This window comes from Pseudomonas sp. R9.37 (genome assembly GCF_963878885.1).
Lineage (GTDB): Bacteria > Pseudomonadota > Gammaproteobacteria > Pseudomonadales > Pseudomonadaceae > Aquipseudomonas.
The window spans coordinates 157,550-176,185 of sequence record NZ_CAWNZA010000002.1 but is presented as its reverse complement, the minus strand read 5'-3'; the positions used below and the strand labels follow the sequence as shown (position 1 = coordinate 176,185).

Here is an 18,636-nt window from a genome sequence, read left to right as displayed (position 1 = left end):
GGGACGCAATGGGCTGGATGAGGGCTTCTTTCTACGACTGTTTTACTGCGCGATAGTTTTCACCGACACGCCACGTTCTACCGGGGTGGAGCGTCCGTAGATATCTTCGAAGCGCTCGATATCGTCTTCGCCCAGGTAGCTGCCCGATTGCACTTCGATGATTTCCAACGGTATCTTGCCCGGGTTGCGCAGGCGGTGCACCGAGGCGATCGGGATGTAGGTGGACTGGTTCTCGCAGAGCAGGAACACGTTCTCGTCACACGTGACTTCGGCCGTGCCGCTGACCACGATCCAGTGCTCGGCGCGGTGGTGGTGCATTTGCAGGGACAGGCACGCGCCCGGCTTGACCGAGATGTGCTTGACCTGGAAGCGGCCGCCCATGTCCACCGAGTCGTAAGAGCCCCACGGACGATAGACTTCGCAGTGGTTCTGGGTTTCGCTGCGGCCCTGGTCGTTCAGGGTGCTGACCATCTGCTTGACGCCCTGGACCTTGTCCTTGTGGGCAATCATCATCGCGTCCTTGGTTTCCACCACCACGATGTTGTCCAGGCCGATCACTGACACCAGCTTGCCGTTGCCGTGAATCATGCAATTGCGGCTGTCCTGGATCACCACGTCGCCTTTGCTGACGTTACCGTGGACGTCCTTGTCGTTGACCGCCCACAGCGAGGCCCAGCAACCCACGTCGCTCCAGCCGGCGCTCAGCGGTACCACGCAGGCGCGCTGGGTTTTTTCCATCACGGCGTAGTCGATGGAATTGTCCGGGCAGCAGGCGAAGGTGGCTTCGTCGAAGGTCACGGTGTCGGCGGTCTGCTCGCTGCGTTCCAGGGTCAACAGGCAGGTGTCGTAGATGTCCGGATCGTGTTTTTTCAGCTCTTCGAGGAAGCGGCTGGCGCGGAACAGGAACATGCCGCTGTTCCAGAAGTAACCGCCGCTTTTGACAAACTCGACGGCGCGTTTTTCATTGGGTTTTTCGACGAACTGTTCAACGCGGCTCACGCCTTCGGGCAGCAGCGAATCGTTGGTGGACTTGATGTAGCCATAACCGGTTTCCGGACGGGTGGCCGGTACGCCGAACAGCACCATCTCGCCACGCTCGGCGGCCACGGTGGCCAGGGCCAGGGCGCGTTGCAGAGCTTTCTGGTCGTCGATCACGTGGTCGGCCGGCAGCACCAGCATCAGCTCGTCGCGGCCTTCGTTGACCAGCATCATCGCCGTCAGGGCCACGGCCGGCGCAGTGTTGCGACCGAACGGCTCCATCAGGATGCGCTGGCATTCGAGCTTACGCGTGCTCAGTTGCTCGTTGACGATGAAACGGTGGTCCTTGTTGCAGACCACGATAGGGGAGTCCATGCCTTCGAACACCAGACGCTCCAGGGTTTGCTGGAACAGGGTGTGCTCGCCGGTCAGGGCCAGGAATTGCTTAGGGAACTGTTTACGCGAAAGCGGCCAAAGACGTGAGCCGCTACCACCGGAAAGGATTACTGGAATCATGGGGGTTTCTCCTTGAATCAATGTGGGTCAGAGCCTGTGGGAGCGGGCTTGCTCGCGAAGGCATCACCTCGGTGTAACTGACAGACCGAGTCGTTTGCATCGCGGGCAAGCCCGGCGCCTACAAGGGGAGCGTCAATTTCAAAAGCTAATCAGCGGGTCGAAACTGGGCGTTTCACCCAGACTGGCGAAATGCTCGAACCGGAACCGGTGACATACAGCACCGCCGCTTCACCACGTTCCAACGCCACCGGCTTCACATCGCCGACTTTCTTGTCACCGTCATACAACGCCAGGCTCACCTTCACCGGGTTGATTTCGCGCTCGCCACGGCCCTTGGCGGCCACCGACTTGACCACATCGGTCTTGCCGTCGGCAGTTTTCAGGGTCAGGGCCTTGTCGCTGAGGTTCTGCACGCGTACCAGGGATTTCTGCTTGTTCTTGAACGGCGGTTCTTCGATCAGCTGGGGCTGGCCGCTGCCGCTGTTGACCAGGGTGTAGTAGTGGTCGGCGGCGAGTTTGACCGGCACGGTCTGGCTGCCGACCTTGGCGCTGTAGTCACCGCCGGGCATGAAGCTGAAATCGCTGCTGGCCAGTGGCGCAACGTCGCTCAGGTTGGTGGCGCCGACGGTGGCGCTGACTTCCTGGTTGCTGGCGTTGTACACACGTACAAAGCTTGAGCCTTTCGGCGCGGTTGGGCCGTAAAGGGCGGCGTCGCCCCCGGCGAAGGCGGACATCGATACGAAGCTCAAGCCGGCAGCAATGGCCAGGGTCTTGGCGAGACGACGCGGAGTAGTAGTGAAAGTCATGTGAGTTACCTCTCTTTCAGTTTTGCGCCCGGTCGGGCGTCTCGGATTTTTGGGTTTTAGCTGGGGTGTTCAGTGCCATGTTCTGTTGGCGCGAACCGGCTTGTTTAAGCTGCGCAACCCACTGCGGGTCGGCATCACCGATTTCGTTGTTGACGGGCAGATAACGTTCAGGGAACTCCCAGATCAGCACCTGTGGCGGGCTGTTCTTGAAATCGTCGCTTTTGAGGTAGCTGAGCATCGGCAGAATCGGGCCGTGGCCGTCTTCGGAGTAGTTGATGACGTCGCTGTGCAAGGCTTGCTTGAGGGCGCCGACGAAGTTCCAGTTAGGGTTGGCGCTGTAGCTGGTGCCGACCAGTGCCACCGGGGTTTCGCTGTCGCTGAACAGGCCATCGTCGCCTTTGTTTTCAGCCAGGTGGGTGACGCGTTTTTGCAGCGGCTCTTTGGGCGGCATCAGGTTTTCGAACAGCGGGTCCAGCGGCAGGAACAGACGCAGGTCGCCTTTATGCGGCTCGGTTTTTTCGGCTTCGGTGACAAAGCGCTGCGGCTCACCGCTGAGCGGGGCCTTTTCAGTGATCACCTTGGCCAGTTGCTTGGCGGCAATTTCGGCGCCGTCCGGGGTCCAGTGGGTGTCGGTGCGCAGGAACACTTGCGTGCCGCCCAGTTTGGCCTGTTGCAGCGGGCCAAGCAGGTCGGGCGCGATGATCTTGTCGGCGGCGACACGGGCGTGGAAGTCCTCATACAGGTTGGCGTGGATGCTCGCCGGTTTCACTACGCCCAGGTGTTCCGGGTACAGGCGCACCTTGGCCGGCACAATCGCCATGACCAACTCAATGCCCTGAGCCTTGAGCTTCTGGCGCACGCCTTCGACCAGCGCATAGTTGCCTTGCAGGTTCTGGTCTTCGTTGACGATCGGGTTGAATTCCTCGTCGCTGTACAACCAGTGATCGCGGCCCAGCACCACGCCAGGGCGGCCTTCGTTGAACAGCTTGTAGTCCAGCGCGGCCCACAGGTTGGTGCCGATGCGCTTGATCGGGAACTGGTCGTCGTAGTGTGTCTCGACGGCCTTGGTCCAGCGGCCGTTAAGCACGGTCGCGTCGGCGTTGGTGCTGAAGCCGAAGAAGCTGCGCATCGACCAGGCGCCGAGGGCCAGCAGCACCAGCAGGAACAGCGCGATATAGAGGACGCGGAATGAACGGGTCATGGTCGGCTCCCCTCAGAATTGGAAGTAAAGGAACGGCGAGAAACTCTGCGCCGACAGTTTCAGAATCGACGCCACGAACAGCAGCAGTACAGCGCCGCGCATGGCGTAGCGTGGCCAGTCAGCGGTCCAGTAGGCCGGCTGCACGGCGGCGTCCTGGCCGACGGTGAAACCTGGCTGGTGGATGCTGTCCGGGTTGTCGCCCGGCACGGCCTTGATCAGGCTCGGGTCGGCCGGCTTGGCTTTCTCGGCAGGGCGGTTGGTGTAGAAATCGCGCAGGCCGAAGAACGCCAACGTTGCGTACGCCACCACCAGGGTTGCCACTTGCAGGCCGGTGAGGCTGGCGCGGTTGAGTTCCGACAGCGACCATTCGCCAAAGCTGAACATTGCGCCGTACATACGGCCGGCGACGTGCAGGTTCTCGGAGCGGAAGATCACCCAGCCCATCACCACCAGCAGGAAGGTGAAGGCCCAGCGCACCACGTTGAAGCTGCGCGGCGCGGTGTTGAGGCCGATGGCTTTTTCAATCGCCAGCCACATGCCGTGCCAGGCACCCCACACGATGTAGGTGATGTTCGCACCGTGCCACAGACCACCGAGCAGCATGGTCAGGAACAGGTTGCGGTAGGTGATCAGCGTGCCTTTGCGGTTGCCGCCCAGGGTGATGTACAGGTAGTCACGCAGCCAGGTGGACAGGCTGATGTGCCAGCGCCGCCAGAACTCGGTGATCGACTGGCTGATGTACGGTTGCTTGAAGTTTTCCATGAAGCGAAAACCCATCATCAAGCCCAGGCCGATGGCCATGTCGCTGTAGCCGGAGAAGTCGAAGTACAGCTGCGCGGTGTACGCCAGCGCACCCAGCCAGGCATCGCCCGTGGTGGGGTTTTGCAGGGCGAAGCAATGGTCGGCGACCACCGCCAGGGTGTCGGCGATGAACACCTTCTTGATGAAACCCTGCATGAACCGCGTGCAGCCCTCGGAGAACTTGTCGAGGGTGTGCGTGCGGTTGTTGAACTGGTCGGCCAGGTCGCGAAAGCGCAACACGGGGCCGGCAATCAAGTGCGGGAAAATCGCCACGAACGCCGCAAAGTCGATGAGGTTGCGGGTGGCCGGGGTGTCGCCGCGGTACACGTCGATGATGTAGCTGATGGACTCGAAGATGTAGAACGAGATCCCGATCGGCAACAACACGTGGGTGAGAATGAACGGCTCCAGACCCACCGACTTCATCATCACGTTGATGCTGTCGACGCCGAAGTTGGCGTACTTGAAGTAGCCGAGGATGCACAGGTCGACCGCCACGCCCAACAGCAGCCAGCGCTGGGCCGGCTTGGTGCGCACGCCTGCTGCACCGACCTTGAGGCCGATCCAGTAATTCCACAGCGTTACAGCGGCGAACAGCGCCAGGAAGTCCACTCGCCACCAGGCGTAGAACACGTAGCTGGCAATCAGCAGCAGCAGGTTGCGATAGCGTTGCCCGCTCAAGTAGTACAAGCCGAGAAAGATCGGCAAGAACAGAAACAGGAACACATTGGACGAGAAAACCATCCCGATCTCTCCATGTTTAACAGACAGTCAAGGGCCAGAGCCCCCCCAAACCCCCCCACGATTTCGGGGGAGGCCGTACAACATTGCTACTGACGAAACCGGCTCAAACGGTGGGAGGGGACTTGCCCCCGATGGCGGTGTAACAGCCGCCATCTGTGTTCAATGACACACTGCTATCGGGGGCAAGCCCCCTCCCACATTTGTAACCGTGTTCCGTCAGATTCCTTTGTTGCCCTTTTCATGCGTCGGGTCGTAGACCTTGGTCAGGTCACCGCCGAGCCGGAAGGTCTTGAACGGCTGCATGCCATGCTTGCGTTCGAGCACATCCGGGGCGCAGGTGTAGAGGGTGCAGAAGGGTTCAAGCCAGGCAAATTTCATGTCTTCCTTGAGGTCCTTCATGTCCTGCTCTTTGCCGTTCTTCTTCTCGAAAATCTCCGGGTCTTTGACCCCGGCCAGCACTTTGTCGCCCAGGCGTTTGAGCGCGCCGTTGTTTTCCTGGCGCAAGTCCACGCCGTTGACCAAGGCAAAGCTTGCGATCATCGACAGCGGCGGCAATGCGTAGTTGTGATACGACAACGCCCGTTGCTGACGCTTCAATTCGTTAGGCAGGAAGCCTTGGTCATCGACCTGGTTGGCGCCGACCTTGTATTCCTTCACCGCCCAATCAAACAGGTCGCGACGGTTGACGGCGACGGACGTCGCCATCACCGACCAGGCGGCCCAGTAGGAGTGGTTGTTGGTTTTTTCCAGCGGCAGGTTGTCCCAATCGCTGACGACCTGGTCGGCCATTTTGCTGAACCAGGCTTCGATCACCTGCGACTCCTGCTGGTGGTTGGCCAACGGGTGGGAGTCGGAGAACTTCAGGCGCACATAGGCCGAGGCCATGCTGCCCAGCGCCCATTTGCGCATGGACTTGCCGGTGTGGTTGAAGTCCTTGGACATCAACGCATCTGCCTTGGCCCAGCTGGTCAGCCAGTTGAGCGTGCATTCGAGCTGCTGCGGACGGCCGTCGCGCATGAACTGCATCACGCGCTTGCTGGTGTCTTTTTCCAGCTTGGTGATGTCGGCAGTGCTGTCGCGAAAGGCTTTTTCGGATTGCACATTCAGCGTGGAACGGGCTTTGTCCGAACCCTCGTACTTGCTGCGAAATTGCAGCGAGCCGGTGTACGGCGCCGGCATGGCGTCGCAGTCATTCTTGAAGTCGCCGGTCTTGAACGCTTCCACCGGGGCGAAATAGCCCTGAGGTGGACGCAGTGGCGCGGCGGCGTTGACTACACCTGCGAACATCGCCAGGCCCAGCAGCGTTGGAATCAATAACTTCTGCATAGGTAACCTCATTGCCCGGCCGATGCGGTCTGTTGACCACCGGCAGGGAACACGTTGCGTGTGCAAATTTTCGCTTCGACTTTCTGCGCGGCAGCGCCCGCTTCGGGACCCTGCACTTCCACGGCCAGCAAGTTCTGCGAGGCCCAGTCTTCATCGGTGCGCAGTTCAAAGGCGAAACGCCCGTCTGTATCGGATGTTTCGGGTTTCTCGATCTTGATGTCCTCGTGGCGCCCGTTCATGTACCAGAGGGTGGCTTGCAGGGTTTTCACCGACGGGTCGGCGAAGCGGATGTCGACCTGGTGACTGCTGTTACGCAGGTCTTTGTTCGAACTGTTGACCAGCAATTCGTTCTTGCCGGGTTTGAGCGTGGTGCTGGCGCTCATCTGCGCGGTCTTGCCTTCGCAGCCGTTGTCGAGCAGCGACATCATCTGGCGGTAGATGGTCTCCTGGTCGAGGCGGTACAGCGGCGAAAATTCCCAGATCAGAATTTTCGGCGGGGTTTTCTGGAATTCGTCGCTGCCCAGGTACTGGATCATCGAGCCTTCGAGGCCACCGCCGGGGAAGGCGACGTTGAGGATGTCGGCGCCGATTTCCTGTTCCAGGAAGCCGGCGAAGTTGTAGTTCTTGCCGCTGTGGCTGGTGCCGACCAGGGTGATCTGCGGGTTGCCCGAATCGCTGAACAAGTCGCCGTCGCCCGCTTCGCCCTTGGGCTCGGTGGTGAATTGGTCCATGTACTGGATCGCGTAGCTGGTGCCGCACAGTTGCCCGGCCATGTTGTGCAGGGTGCCGGTCTTGCCCATGCGTCCGGAGCGCTTGGTTTCGAATTCGCGCTTGGGAATGTCCGCAAACTCAGGCATCGCACGCACTTTGGCACCGACGATTTTCGCGGTGCGCTGGGCACCGTAGGGCGTCCAGTGTTGGTCGCCGCGGAAATAGAAATCGTGGGCCGGCAGTTCATCCGGGAGTTGCTCGTTGGTCAGCGGCGACAGGTCCGGCACCACGTAACCCATCTTGGCGAAACGGCCCAGCATGGTTTTGTAGTTACCCAGTGCCTTGTCGAAATCGAACTTGGCTTTCTCTTCGGGGTTGAGCTTGTTGCGGTTCACCAGGCCACGGGTCGGCTGGTAAACCACCACCAGTTCCACGCCCTTGGCCTTGAACGCATCGTGCAGCTGTTGCATGCGTTTGTAGCCGGCGGGGCTGGTGTCAAATTCGGTGCGCAGGTCTTCCTGGGTACGGAACAGCCAATCGCCCTGGGCTTGCACCAGGGTGGTGAAGTTCTGCTGATAACGCGTGGTGTAGTTCTTCGCGTCATGGGCCGCAGGGCACAGGCTGCAGCACGGTTCGGCGGTAAAGGTCGGTGCTTTGACGTCATCGGCGCGCACGCCTTGGCTGGCCGCCAGCAGGCCGAGGGTCAGACCCGAGAGGCTCAGCAATTTGATCATGTGTGGGTGCATAAGGGTCATCCTCAGTCCTGCATTTCGGTCTGGCGTTCGACAGGGTCGATCAGCACGGCTTTCTGTTGGCGCACCAACAGGTCGAGAATTTCTTCCTGCCGATCACCCAGCACGCCGTTGAAGCTGATGCCGCTGGATTTGGTCGGCGCCAGCATCGACACGCGGTACAGCTCGACACTCAAGGGCGAGTCGATCGACAGCGGCCCGCTGCCGTTACCGGCCAGTTCACCGCCGACCACGATCAGCGAAACCTTGGCGTCGAACGGGTCGAGCGCGATGTCGCGGTCGGTGTCGGTCAAATCCTTGATGTGGCCGTACACGCCGGTCAGGCCGTTGGCCATCGAGGTGTTTTCGTACAGGCGAATGTTCACGCTGTTACGGATGCGAATGCCGTGGCGACGATTGCTGATCACCTTGTTGCCCCACAGCAGGTTGTCGCCGCTCTCATAGAGCGTGATGCCGTCGGTGTGGTTGCGGTAGATCTCGTTGTCGGCAATCAGGTTGTTCACGCTGTTACGGTCGATCACCAGGCCCGACAACTTGTTGTCGTAGCTGCGGTTGTTGAAGATGAAGCTGTCGTTCACTTCCCGGGAAATGATGATGCCGTGCTTCTTCTTGGTGCCGTAGACGGTGTTGTCCGCAATGATCAGGCCGTGGGAACGGTCGTGCGGGTCAATGCCGTAGACGATGTTGTCTTTGTAGGTGTTGCCCTTGAGCACGAAGCCTGTGGTCTCGTAGCAGTAGAAGCCGTACCACATGTCCGAGAACTCGGAATCGACGATCCAGCCGGTCGGCTCAGGACGCTTGAGCACCTTGGCCATGTTCGGCGTGTACTGGGAAATACTCACCCCGTACGACTTACTGTTGGCGTAGCCGAAGCTGGCCATTTTGCTGTTGGCGACGTAAGTCTCGGTGCCGCCCCAGGCCAGCAGGAACGGGCGAAACTCCTTGGGCGACTGAAACAGCGCCGGGCCATTGGTCTTTTCATTCCAGCCGGTGATATTTGTGTCACGCACAAACAACTGGCCGTCGTTGATCAGGAACGAACCGGCTTGCTGGGACAGGCGCAGCTCCTGGGTCTTCTTGTCGATTTCCAGAATGCCCTTGCGCCCGACCACGATCGGCAGCTTGGCCAGAAACACACCCGGTGAGGTTTCGCTCAGGTATTGCTTGGGCACTTTGCCGAGCAGGTCCTTGAGGTTCAGGTAGCCGTCGTCGACAAAGATCGCCTGAGGAATGCCGTGCTGGCGCACCACCCATTCGGCCATCTTGTTATCGCCGCCGATAAAGTCCTTCAGCGCGTCTTCCTGCATCATGCGGCGGATGCTGACCTTGCCGGGTTTGCTTCTGACGATCTTCTTTTCCATCGCCGCGGCGGTGTAGCCCGACAGGTCCGGCAGCGCAGGCTTGGCCATTTCCAACGGCGCGGTCGGCGGGCTGGAAATGGTGTAGGTCTTGGCCTGTTGCAGTTCTTTGGCGATGGTCGGCGCCTTGCCCTGCTGCGGGGTGTCGGCGAAGGCTGTGGCACTGGCCATCAGCATCGCGGCAACCAGCATTTTTTGAGGAATCATTGCGCAGGCTCCCATCAGAACTTCCAGATCACGTCGACAAAGGCGCGATGCATGTACGAGTCGACCTGGCTGCCATACGCGTCACCCGGCTTGAACACACCGGCACGCAAGCGCACCAGGGCCGACGGTTCGTCGATCGACTGGCTCAGCGCCGCCGGCAACAGGCCTTTCTTGAAGTACTTGGTGACCACCAGGTCCATCTCCTGGCCCAGGTCTTTCTTGCCGTCTTCAAGCGGCAGGGAAGTGCTGGACAGGATCGCGCCGGTCACGTCATCGGTGTTGTTCTGCACGGCATCGATGCCGTTGCTGCCCACCGGTTTGTTGCCGTCGACACGCCAGAACTTGTGGTACACCAGGCTGGCGTCGTAGTCCTCACGCAGCTGCCAGGAACCGAACAGGCTCATGGACTGCATGTTGTTCATCTCGCCACGAAACGCCTCGCCGAAGCGGTGCACGCGCGACTGGGTGCCGGTCCAGTTCGAACGGTTGCTTTGCAGGCCGTTCTGCTCGTAGTTGGCACTTGCGCGGGAGTAAGCCGCGCCGACTTGCCATTGCGGGTCCAGGCGCAGGCGCACGCCCAGGTCAGTCGCCCAGCCACTCACGTCATCGCTGCGCTTGGCCTGGGTGGGGCGGGTGCCGTCGGCGTTGAGTGCGTTGACCGTGTCGCGGTCACCTTTCATGCCGGTGACGCTGGCCCAGTAGTTGACGGTGTTGGTGTTGCGCCAGTTGTAGGCGTCGCTGTTGGCTTCGATGCCGAGCCAGGTCAGGTCGCCGTTTTCGCGCTTGTCCAACGGGTCGGTGGCCACGCCCGGTTCGGCGTAGTCGAGCTTGCCGTTATCATGGGTGTGATGACCGCGCAGGCCGATCCACTGCCCTGGCGTCCACTGGTAGGCGGCGTCAGCGTAGAAGTGCTGGCGGTCCTTGTCCTTGGGCGACAGTTCCTTGAGGTCGGTGCGGTATTCGCTGAAGCGTTCGGCAGCGCCGACGTTGGCCTTGAGCAAGGTGGTGTCGAAGGTCCAGTTCAGCGCCTCGATGTTGGTATCGCGCCATTGGCCGTCGTCATTGCGCAGGCGCTGGCGGCCGAACTTGAGGATCTCGCCAGGGTAGGGCGTAAAGCCGCTGTAGCCGACCCAGAACTCGCGCAGGGCCAGGTAGTTCTTTTTGGCTTTGCGGTCGTCGTTGCTCGATTGTTCGGTGGTGTCATCGGAGGACTGTTGCAGCGTGTCGGTCTCGATGATGTCGCTCGACACCACCGCCTGGCCCATGGCGTAGGCGCTCCACGCGCCGCTTTCGCCGTAGATCCATGGGCGCAGGTCAAGGCCGATGCCGTTGACGTCGCCGCCTTTCTGCGTGCCGAGGTCGCGGTCATCTTCCGATTGCGCGGTGGCTTTGACTTCCAGGCCGAAGTTCTTGGCTTCGGTCAGCGCGGCCAGGGTCGGGCACGACCACAGCAGGGCGAAGGTCAGGCCGATGCCGGCCTTGACGAATGGGTTGAGCTTCATAGGGATTCCTCGCCGTCTTCTTCTTGCAGGGCGTGCAGTTGCAGCGTGCTCTGGGCCAGGGTGCCGCGCGCGGCCAGTTCCTTTTGCACCAGGCGTTGGCCTTCGGCGCGTTGCTCTGGCGTGAGCGGGGCTTCGAGCTGCGTGGCCAAGTCATTGGCCTCTGGCGTGTCCTGGGCTTTAGCCAACTGGCTGAAGACGTAGGCGTTCAATGGGTCGGGCTTGGTGCCCTTGCCTTGGGAAAACAATTGCGCGATGGCGAAGTCGGCGCTGTTCTGGCCGTTGCGCGCAGCAGTGAGCAAATGGTCGAGGGCTTTTTGCGAATAGACCTTGCCCAGGTAGCCACGGCGGTAGATCTGGCCGAGGTAGTAATCGGCGGCCACTTCCTTGCCCACGGCTTTCTCGAAATGTGCTTCGGCGGCCTTGGCATCTGCCGGGACCCACTTGCCTTCGTAATAGAGCTTGCCCAGCAACAGCTCGGCGCGCGGCTGGTCGGCGGCGCGGCCGTTGTCCAGGTACTTCATCATTTGATCGACGTCGCCCAGTTCCGGGAAGTCATAGAGCAGTTGCGCCAGGCTGACCCAGGAAGCGGGGTAGCCGGGGGCGATTTTTTCCAGCAGGGCTTGCGCGGTTTTCTCGTCGGTCTTGCCCAGGGTTGCATCGCCCAACACGCGGGCCACGCTGTCGACACGCTGTGCGGTGACGGTGCCACGGCTGTAGCCGGCTTCCATTTGCTTGAGCAGCTCGGCCTGTTTTTCCGGCTCGGCTTTTTTCTGATAGACCGTGGCCAACTCGACGTAGCAGATGTCGGTGGTGTTCAGCGCGGCCTTGCAGATGCGCTCCACGTCATCCAGATGCTGGTCGTAGGTGTCCTGGGTGCGATACAGCAGCACCTGGGCCAGGCCTGCTTCCGGGTAACCCGCGGCCTGCCATTTGCTGATCTGCTGTTGGGCATTCACGTTGGGGAAGCTGTGCGGGTATTGCAGGTACAGCATCGCCAGCGGAATCAGGGTATTGCCTTCGCCATTGGCAAAGGCTTTTTTCAGCAGGCCTTCAGCCTCGTGCTGCTCGGCCTCGGTGGCACCGGGCTTGGCGACCAGCAGGCGACCCAGACGGGCCTGGGCGCGTGGCGAGGTATCGGCGGCCGCGCGGTAGGTGGCTTCGGCCTGGCGGATTTGCTCGGGGTCACGGGTGGTCACCTGGATATCGGCCAGGCCCACTTGGGCCTCGCTGTAACCCAGGTCTGCCAGCTGCTGGTAATTTTGCTGGGCGGTGACCGTGTCGCCACGCTTGAGGGCTTCGTTGGCCAGGCGCTGGTCGGGCAGGCCGGCGCAACCAGTCAAAGAGATCGCCAATGCCAGTGTGCACAGAGATCCAATGTGGGAGCGGGCTTGCTCGCGAAGCAGGCGACGCGGTACATCAGGCATACCGCGCTGATCCCTTCGCGAGCAAGCCCGCTCCCACAAGGATTGTGGAGTAGTCGGAATAGGAGTCGTCACAGGCATGTCCTCGCTTACAGACCGTGAGCCGTGGCTTTATCGATCAGCCAGTTCAGCGATGGGCCGCGGTCGCTGGTCACTTCTACCGGGCGACCGGCGTAGGTGCTGTCCAGCGGCGCATCCGGCTTGATCTGCACGCGGATGTCGGAAGACAGGTCGGCGCTGTTCAGGCTGGTGCTGCTGACGATGGTGCCGGTGCGGATCTGTTCTTCGTCGGCAACCTGGAAGCTCACCGGTGTGCCTGGGCGAACGTCGGCGAACTGGCGGTAGGTGAAGCGCGCTTCCACATTGGCCAGGCTGCCGCGTGGCACCAGTTGGAAGATCACATCGCCTTTGCTGGCGTACTGACCGTCGGCGACCAGTTGCTGGGCAACCACGCAATCGCAAGGCGAGGTCAGGGTGCCGGTCATTTGCTTGCCGAACAGCTCCTCAACCTTGGCCGGTTGCAGTTGGTCTTCGTCCAGATGGCCCTTGAGCACATCGAGCATGCTGGTGCTGAAGGTCGCCAGTGGCGCGCCTTTGGCGGCGACCGCGTCACCTTTGAGCAGGCTTTGCACGGTGCCGTCACGCGGCATGGTCACGTTCATGCCCGGCACGCTGACGAGGCCAGCCTGAGCGTGGCTGACGAAGTACATGCCGTACACCGATTTGAAGATGAAACCGAACGCTGCCAGGCCGACGATGAAGATACCTGCGCTGAACACCACGGCGCGCAGGCGGCCCGCGGCGCTCATGTTGCTGCCGCCGTCCTTGACCTTGCGCGCCTTGGTGAAGTTGTCGCGCTGCAGGGTCGCCAGCACGTCGCCCATGGTCACGATGTCACCGGACAAGTGCGAGGTGATCAGGTGGCGCAGGGTGGAAATATCCTGGGCGTCCAGGTTCTGGAACTGGCAACCGGTGCGGCCGGTCTGGCGGTCATAGGAGCGAATCTGCAGCTCTACGTCCATCGCCAGGCCGAGGTTATCGATGACAAATTGCAGGCGGCCCTTGTGCACTTCACCGACGGTCAACGGCTGAGTGGCGGTGAACGCCAGGCCGCCGGCGGACAGGTCGATCACCCGTGCTTCGGTCTGGGTGCGGTCGGTGTTGAAGAAGCGCAGCTTGGCCGGGATTTTCACCCGGGCATGTTGGCGCTGGGCTTCGGATTCGTGGACAACATTGGCGTTTACTTGGCTATTCATGGTGTGTAGTTCCTAGTTAATTCAGGCTTGGCAGGGTCAGACCATCATCAGCAACACGGCGACGAAAATGCTGCCGGCGGAGAAGGTCATGGTCCGAGACGACCAGGTGTTGAACCAACGTTGAAAGCTGGCCAAATCGCGGGTCAGTTTGGTGTCCTGGCGGGTCCAGGACTGTTGATCAAGGCGGAAGAACACGTAGATCTTCACCAGCGCGCCCATGATCTGGTTGTAATAGAGAATCACCGGGTAGGCCGGGCCGATCTTGTGGCCGGAGCACGACAGCAGCAGGGTCAGGATCAGGCGGGTGATGCCGATCCACAGCAGGTACGCGAGGATGAATGCGCCGCCGTATTTGAAGGTGGCGATAAAGGCCACCGTCAGGCCAAGCAGGGAGGTCCACATCGACACACGCTGGTCGAACAGCACCACGCTGGTGAACAGGCCGAGCCGGCGTACACCCAGGCCCAGGGCACGGGAGTTCTGGCGCAGGTTGTTGCCGTACCAGCGGAACATCAGCTTGCGGCTGGCTTTGATAAAGCTCTTTTCCGGCGGGTGTTCCACGGTGTTGATCGCGGCGTCCGGCACGTAGAACGTGTCGTAGCCCAGGCGCATCAGGCTGAACCAGCTGGACTTGTCATCGCCGGTCAAAAACTTGAAACGGCCCAGGCGCCAGTGTTGCAGCGAGTCGCTTTCAACGTCGGCGATAAAGCCCGGGTCGGTGACCACGCTGGCACGGAACACCGACATGCGCCCGGTCATGGTCAGCACGCGCTTGGACAGGGCCATGGAGCACATGTTGATGTGGCGTTGGGCGAAGCGCAGCTTGTGCCATTCGCTCATGATGTAGCCGCCGCGCACTTCGCAGAACTCGTTGGTGGTCAGGCCGCCGACATTGCCGAACAGCTGGAACCACGGCACGGTCTTGCGAACCACACCTTCGGCGAGCACGGTGTCGCCATCGATCACCGCAACCACGGCGCGGTCATCCGGCAAGTGGCGGGAGATGGCGCGAAAGCCAAAGGCCAGACCGTCGCGCTTGCCGGTGCCGGCGATGCGCACAAAATCAAGCTTCACGTGGTCCGGCGGGTTCATGCGTTCCCACAGGCTTTTCACCAGCAGCTCATCGCTCATTTCCACCAGCGAGCAGACCACGGTGGTCGGGAAGCCGCATTCGATGGCCTCGCGAATCACCGAGCTGTACACCTGGGCGGTGGTCAGCGCGTCGATACGAAAGCTTGTGACCATCAGGAATACATGGGAGGGGTCGGCGGCTTTGCCCAGCTTGCGCACTTTGCGGCGCAGGTGTGGGTAGACCACGTACAGGAACAGCATGCCGCGAAAGAAATGCGTAGCACCCATCGAGTAGCGCCAGATGCCGACGGCGCCAATCAGGAAAATAAAATTCTTCGACTCGGAGTCGAACGTACTCGCCGGTAACAGCAGGGCGAGTCCCATCAGCAGGCTCAAAAACAACAGCCAGCCGGCGGATTGGAGCAGTACGTGTTTTAACTTGGACATAAGCGTCATCCGAAGGTGAAGAAGGCTCCAGGCTGCAAGCGCTGGGGATTGGTACGCTTGCAGCCCGGAACTTGCTGTTGCTGTTACCAGCAAATGCCTTCGGTGCGGCCGCTCACGCTGGTGGCCTTGGACATGAAGCCCACCAGGTCGACCACTTGCTTGCCGTGTGGTGCGTTATGCGCCAGGGCACGGAATTTCTCGTCGCGGTTGCCAAGGATGATCACGTCGGAGTTGTTGATCACCGCGTCGAAGTCCGAATTGAGCAGGGACGACACGTGCGGGATCTTGCCTTCGATGTAGTCTTTGTTCGCGCCGTGAACACGGGCGTATTCGACGTTGCTGTCGTAGATGCTCAGGTCGTAGCCCTTGCCGATCAGCATTTCTGCCAGTTCCACCAGTGGGCTTTCACGCAGGTCATCGGTGCCGGCCTTGAAGCTCAGGCCCAGCAGGGCGACTTTGCGCTTGTCGTGGCTTTCGACGATGTCGAAGGCGTTCTGCACCTGGGATTCGTTGCTGCGCATCAGCGAGTTGAGCAGCGGTGCTTCCACGTCCAGGGAGCCTGCGCGGTAGGTCAGGGCGCGTACGTCCTTGGGCAGGCACGAACCGCCGAACGCGAAGCCTGGGCGCATGTAGTACTGGGACAGGTTGAGGGTTTTGTCCTGGCAGACCACTTCCATCACTTCGCGACCATCGACGCCGACGGCCTTGGCGATGTTGCCGATTTCGTTGGCGAAGGTCACCTTGGTGGCGTGCCACACGTTGCAGGTGTACTTGATCATTTCGGCAACGGCGATGTCCTTGCGGATGATCGGTGCGTCGAGTTCCTCGTACAGCGACTGCAGGACATCGCCGGAGGCTTTGTCGAACTCGCCGATGACGGTCATCGGTGGCAGGTCGTAGTCGGCGATGGCGGTGGATTCACGCAGGAATTCCGGGTTGACCGCAACACCGAAGTCGACGCCGGCTTTCTTGCCGGAGCAGTCTTCGAGGATCGGGATCACCACATTGGCCACGGTGCCCGGCAATACGGTGCTGCGGACCACGATGGTGTGGCGGGTGGTTTTGTCACGCAGGACAAAACCGATCTCGCGGCATACCGATTCGATGTAGTTGAGTTCCAGGTCGCCGTTTTTCTTGCTGGGCGTGCCCACGCAGATCATCGACAAGTCGGTATCGCGGATGGCCTCGGCGAAATTGGTCGTGCCGCGCAGCCGCCCGGTCTCGATACCCTGGCTCAGCAGTTCGCCCAGACCCGGTTCAACGATTGGCGATTTGCCCGCATTGATCAGGTCAATCTTTTCCTTGGAGATGTCCACGCCGACCACTTCGTGGCCACGGGCAGACAGGCAACCGGCACACACTGCGCCAACGTAACCCAAACCAAATATGCTGATGCGCATCGCATTTACCTCTTTGTCATTGAAGACGATATTAATCATGCCAATTAGATGGCCGGAGTTCATGTTTGCAAGCGTCACTGATGCCGCGAAAGTTGGGCGAATAGACGCCGACTTGCCGCGTACAGGCATGTTGAATAACGAGTGACTAACTATTGCACTCAAGTTGTGCGAAACGTGGCCTTGTTATTGGGGCTTGCCCTGTAATGCAGCCGGCCTTCCTGGGAGAAGGGCCTGGCGCCAGTGCCGCAGAGCCTTGATAGAGGCTGTAAGCCTTTAAGTATCAATGCCTTGGGTTGTCTCACTGACCCATTAGGGGAAGCTGAGCCTTGGCCTTATAGTGGGTGGCAATGCATCCTTATCGCCGCGCTTAACTAATCGGTTTGTAATATGACCCCTGAGTCAAAGTTAAATGTGACAACTTTGCTACTTCCGTTGGTCGCCATGTAAGTGATCTCTTACAGCAACAGAGAATTTCGTTACCGGTGGTATGAGCGGTGCTTTAGGGTGAAGTTCCTGGCCACTCATCCTGTTTTCGGAAATTTCTTGAAATATTAGAAAAGATGGCACTGGTACTATATTGATAGCACTTGCTATTTGGGCCAGTAGTTACAGGTAGTTGGCACGAAGGGATAGTTTTGTGCCACTAGTGATTTAAAAAAGTGGTGCCACTACGAAAAAAATTCAGAAATGTCGAGTGAAAGATTCGTTAGGAATGCGACAGGATATTTTTTGGCGCCAGATTAATGACGATTGTGGGCCTGAAATGCGCACAAAAAAATGTGGGAGCGGGCTTGCTCGCGAAGGCGGTCTGTCAGTAACCGATGTTCTGACTCGACCAGCCTTCGCGAGCAAGCCCGCTCCCACAGTTGGATTTCAGTGTTTTTTAGAGCGGGTACGGCTTTATTCCGGTGCGTGATCGCGCAAGAACACCAGGTTGTCCGGCTTGGACTGCTCGGCGTTGAAGCGATAGCCCTGCAGATCGAACTGCTTGAGCTTGGCCGGATCGTTGATGCGCTCTTGGATCACAAAGCGGCTCATCATGCCGCGGGCTTTTTTGGCATAGAAGCTGATGATCTTGTACTGGCCGTTTTTCAGGTCCTTGAACTCGGTGTTGATGATCCGCGCGTTCAGCGCCGTGCGTTTGACCGCCGAGAAGTACTCGTTGGAGGCCAGGTTGAGCAGCACGTCATCGCCTTGTTCGGCAAGCGCTTCGTTGAGCCACTCGCTGATGCGGGTGCCCCAGAAGGCGTAGAGGTCCTTGCCGCGGGCGTTGGCCAGCTTGGTGCCCATCTCGAGGCGGTACGGCATCATCAGGTCCAGCGGGCGCAGCAGGCCGTACAGGCCCGAGAGCATGCGCAGGTGGTCCTGGGCGTAGGTGAAATCGGCGTCGCTGAAGGTCTCGGCGTTGAGGCCGGTGTAGACGTCGCCCTTGAAGGCCAGCAAGGCCTGCTTGGCGTTTTCTGGCGTGAAGGCTGGGGTCCAGCTGCCGAAACGCGCGGCGTTGAGGCCGCCGATCTTGTCGGAGACGTGCATCAGGTCGCTGATTTGGGCAGGGCTCAGTTCACGCAGTTGTTCGATCAGCGCCTGGGAGTGGTCCAGGTATTGCGGCTGGGTGAAGCGCGGGGTGACCGGCTTGGACTCGAAGTCGAGGGTTTTGGCGGGGGAAATCACCATCAGCATGAAGTTGGCTCCTGTAATCGTGGGGGGGATTCTAGGGGGTCGCGGGGTTTGACTCCACCTATGATGGTGATAGGGGGCTGCTGTGGGGGTGTGTATATCCGTTGCCGCGGTAACGGCGGCTGGTGGTTGCGCGCTTACAGCGGGTCGCTTTTGGCAAACGCCCGGCATGCCGGCCCAGCCAAAAGTAACCACTCACCACTCGGCGCCTCGCCTGCGTTCGGCCAGCGTGGTTGACGGGGCCTGTCAGATCAAAAGCAGAGCACGGCGACTTGGTAGCCGACCTGAGTGGTAGAAGCGGATCAAGCGCACAGCAACACACCTCTACCTGATGCCCTGGGCTCCCACACGTTGACCGAGTTCAACTGCCAGCACCGCAGTGTTTGGCTTTTCTGTGGGAGCTGGCTTGCCTGCGATGCAGACAACTCGGTCAATCAGGTACACCGGGTTGATGCCCTCGCA

General features: G+C 60.3%; 13 protein-coding genes. All 13 read right to left on the bottom strand.

The window, feature by feature from the left end; genetic code table 11:
* Positions 1–42: 42 nt before the first annotated feature.
* Positions 43–1,494, bottom strand: a complete 1,452-nt coding sequence (locus AACU78_RS01855; RefSeq protein ID WP_106579536.1) for a mannose-1-phosphate guanylyltransferase/mannose-6-phosphate isomerase — start codon at positions 1,492–1,494, stop codon at positions 43–45.
* Positions 1,495–1,643: 149 nt separating this feature from the next.
* The gene (locus AACU78_RS01850; RefSeq protein WP_053254501.1) at positions 1,644–2,300 is read right to left on the bottom strand and encodes an alginate O-acetyltransferase AlgF; all 657 of its coding nucleotides are present in this window, start codon (positions 2,298–2,300) and stop codon (positions 1,644–1,646) included.
* 16 nt (positions 2,301–2,316) lie between these two features.
* Positions 2,317–3,501: an alginate O-acetyltransferase gene (locus AACU78_RS01845; RefSeq protein WP_106579535.1), complete on the bottom strand. Its 1,185-nt coding sequence runs from the start codon at positions 3,499–3,501 to the stop codon at positions 2,317–2,319.
* Between the two features lie 12 nt (positions 3,502–3,513).
* Positions 3,514–5,046 (bottom strand): MBOAT family O-acyltransferase, encoded by a 1,533-nt coding sequence (locus AACU78_RS01840; RefSeq protein WP_106579534.1) that lies wholly within the window; start codon positions 5,044–5,046, stop codon positions 3,514–3,516.
* Between the two features lie 216 nt (positions 5,047–5,262).
* Entirely contained in the window at positions 5,263–6,372 is a 1,110-nt protein-coding gene (locus tag AACU78_RS01835; RefSeq protein ID WP_106579533.1) for a mannuronate-specific alginate lyase, read from the bottom strand.
* A gap of 8 nt (positions 6,373–6,380) precedes the next feature.
* Complete coding sequence (locus AACU78_RS01830; protein WP_106579582.1) at positions 6,381–7,829, bottom strand: alginate O-acetyltransferase; 1,449 nt, start codon at positions 7,827–7,829, stop codon at positions 6,381–6,383.
* Positions 7,830–7,840: 11 nt separating this feature from the next.
* Positions 7,841–9,415 (bottom strand): mannuronan 5-epimerase AlgG, encoded by a 1,575-nt coding sequence (gene algG / locus AACU78_RS01825; RefSeq protein WP_106579532.1) that lies wholly within the window; start codon positions 9,413–9,415, stop codon positions 7,841–7,843.
* Positions 9,415–10,902 (bottom strand): alginate export family protein, encoded by a 1,488-nt coding sequence (locus tag AACU78_RS01820; protein WP_106579531.1) that lies wholly within the window; start codon positions 10,900–10,902, stop codon positions 9,415–9,417. The genes algG and AACU78_RS01820 overlap by 1 nt, the downstream gene beginning before the upstream one ends.
* Entirely contained in the window at positions 10,899–12,326 is a 1,428-nt protein-coding gene (algK, locus tag AACU78_RS01815; protein ID WP_250212280.1) for an alginate biosynthesis TPR repeat lipoprotein AlgK, read from the bottom strand. Before algK ends, AACU78_RS01820 begins: the two co-directional genes overlap by 4 nt.
* A gap of 86 nt (positions 12,327–12,412) precedes the next feature.
* Positions 12,413–13,579, bottom strand: coding sequence for an alginate biosynthesis protein Alg44 (locus tag AACU78_RS01810; RefSeq protein WP_106579530.1), 1,167 nt, complete (start codon positions 13,577–13,579; stop codon positions 12,413–12,415).
* Positions 13,580–13,615: 36 nt separating this feature from the next.
* Positions 13,616–15,097: a mannuronan synthase gene (gene alg8, locus AACU78_RS01805; RefSeq protein WP_164487910.1), complete on the bottom strand. Its 1,482-nt coding sequence runs from the start codon at positions 15,095–15,097 to the stop codon at positions 13,616–13,618.
* Positions 15,098–15,180: 83 nt separating this feature from the next.
* Positions 15,181–16,497, bottom strand: coding sequence for a nucleotide sugar dehydrogenase (locus AACU78_RS01800; RefSeq protein WP_106579580.1), 1,317 nt, complete (start codon positions 16,495–16,497; stop codon positions 15,181–15,183).
* 900 nt (positions 16,498–17,397) lie between these two features.
* Positions 17,398–18,177 (bottom strand): peroxide stress protein YaaA, encoded by a 780-nt coding sequence (yaaA, locus tag AACU78_RS01795; protein WP_106579528.1) that lies wholly within the window; start codon positions 18,175–18,177, stop codon positions 17,398–17,400.
* Positions 18,178–18,636 lie beyond the last annotated feature (459 nt).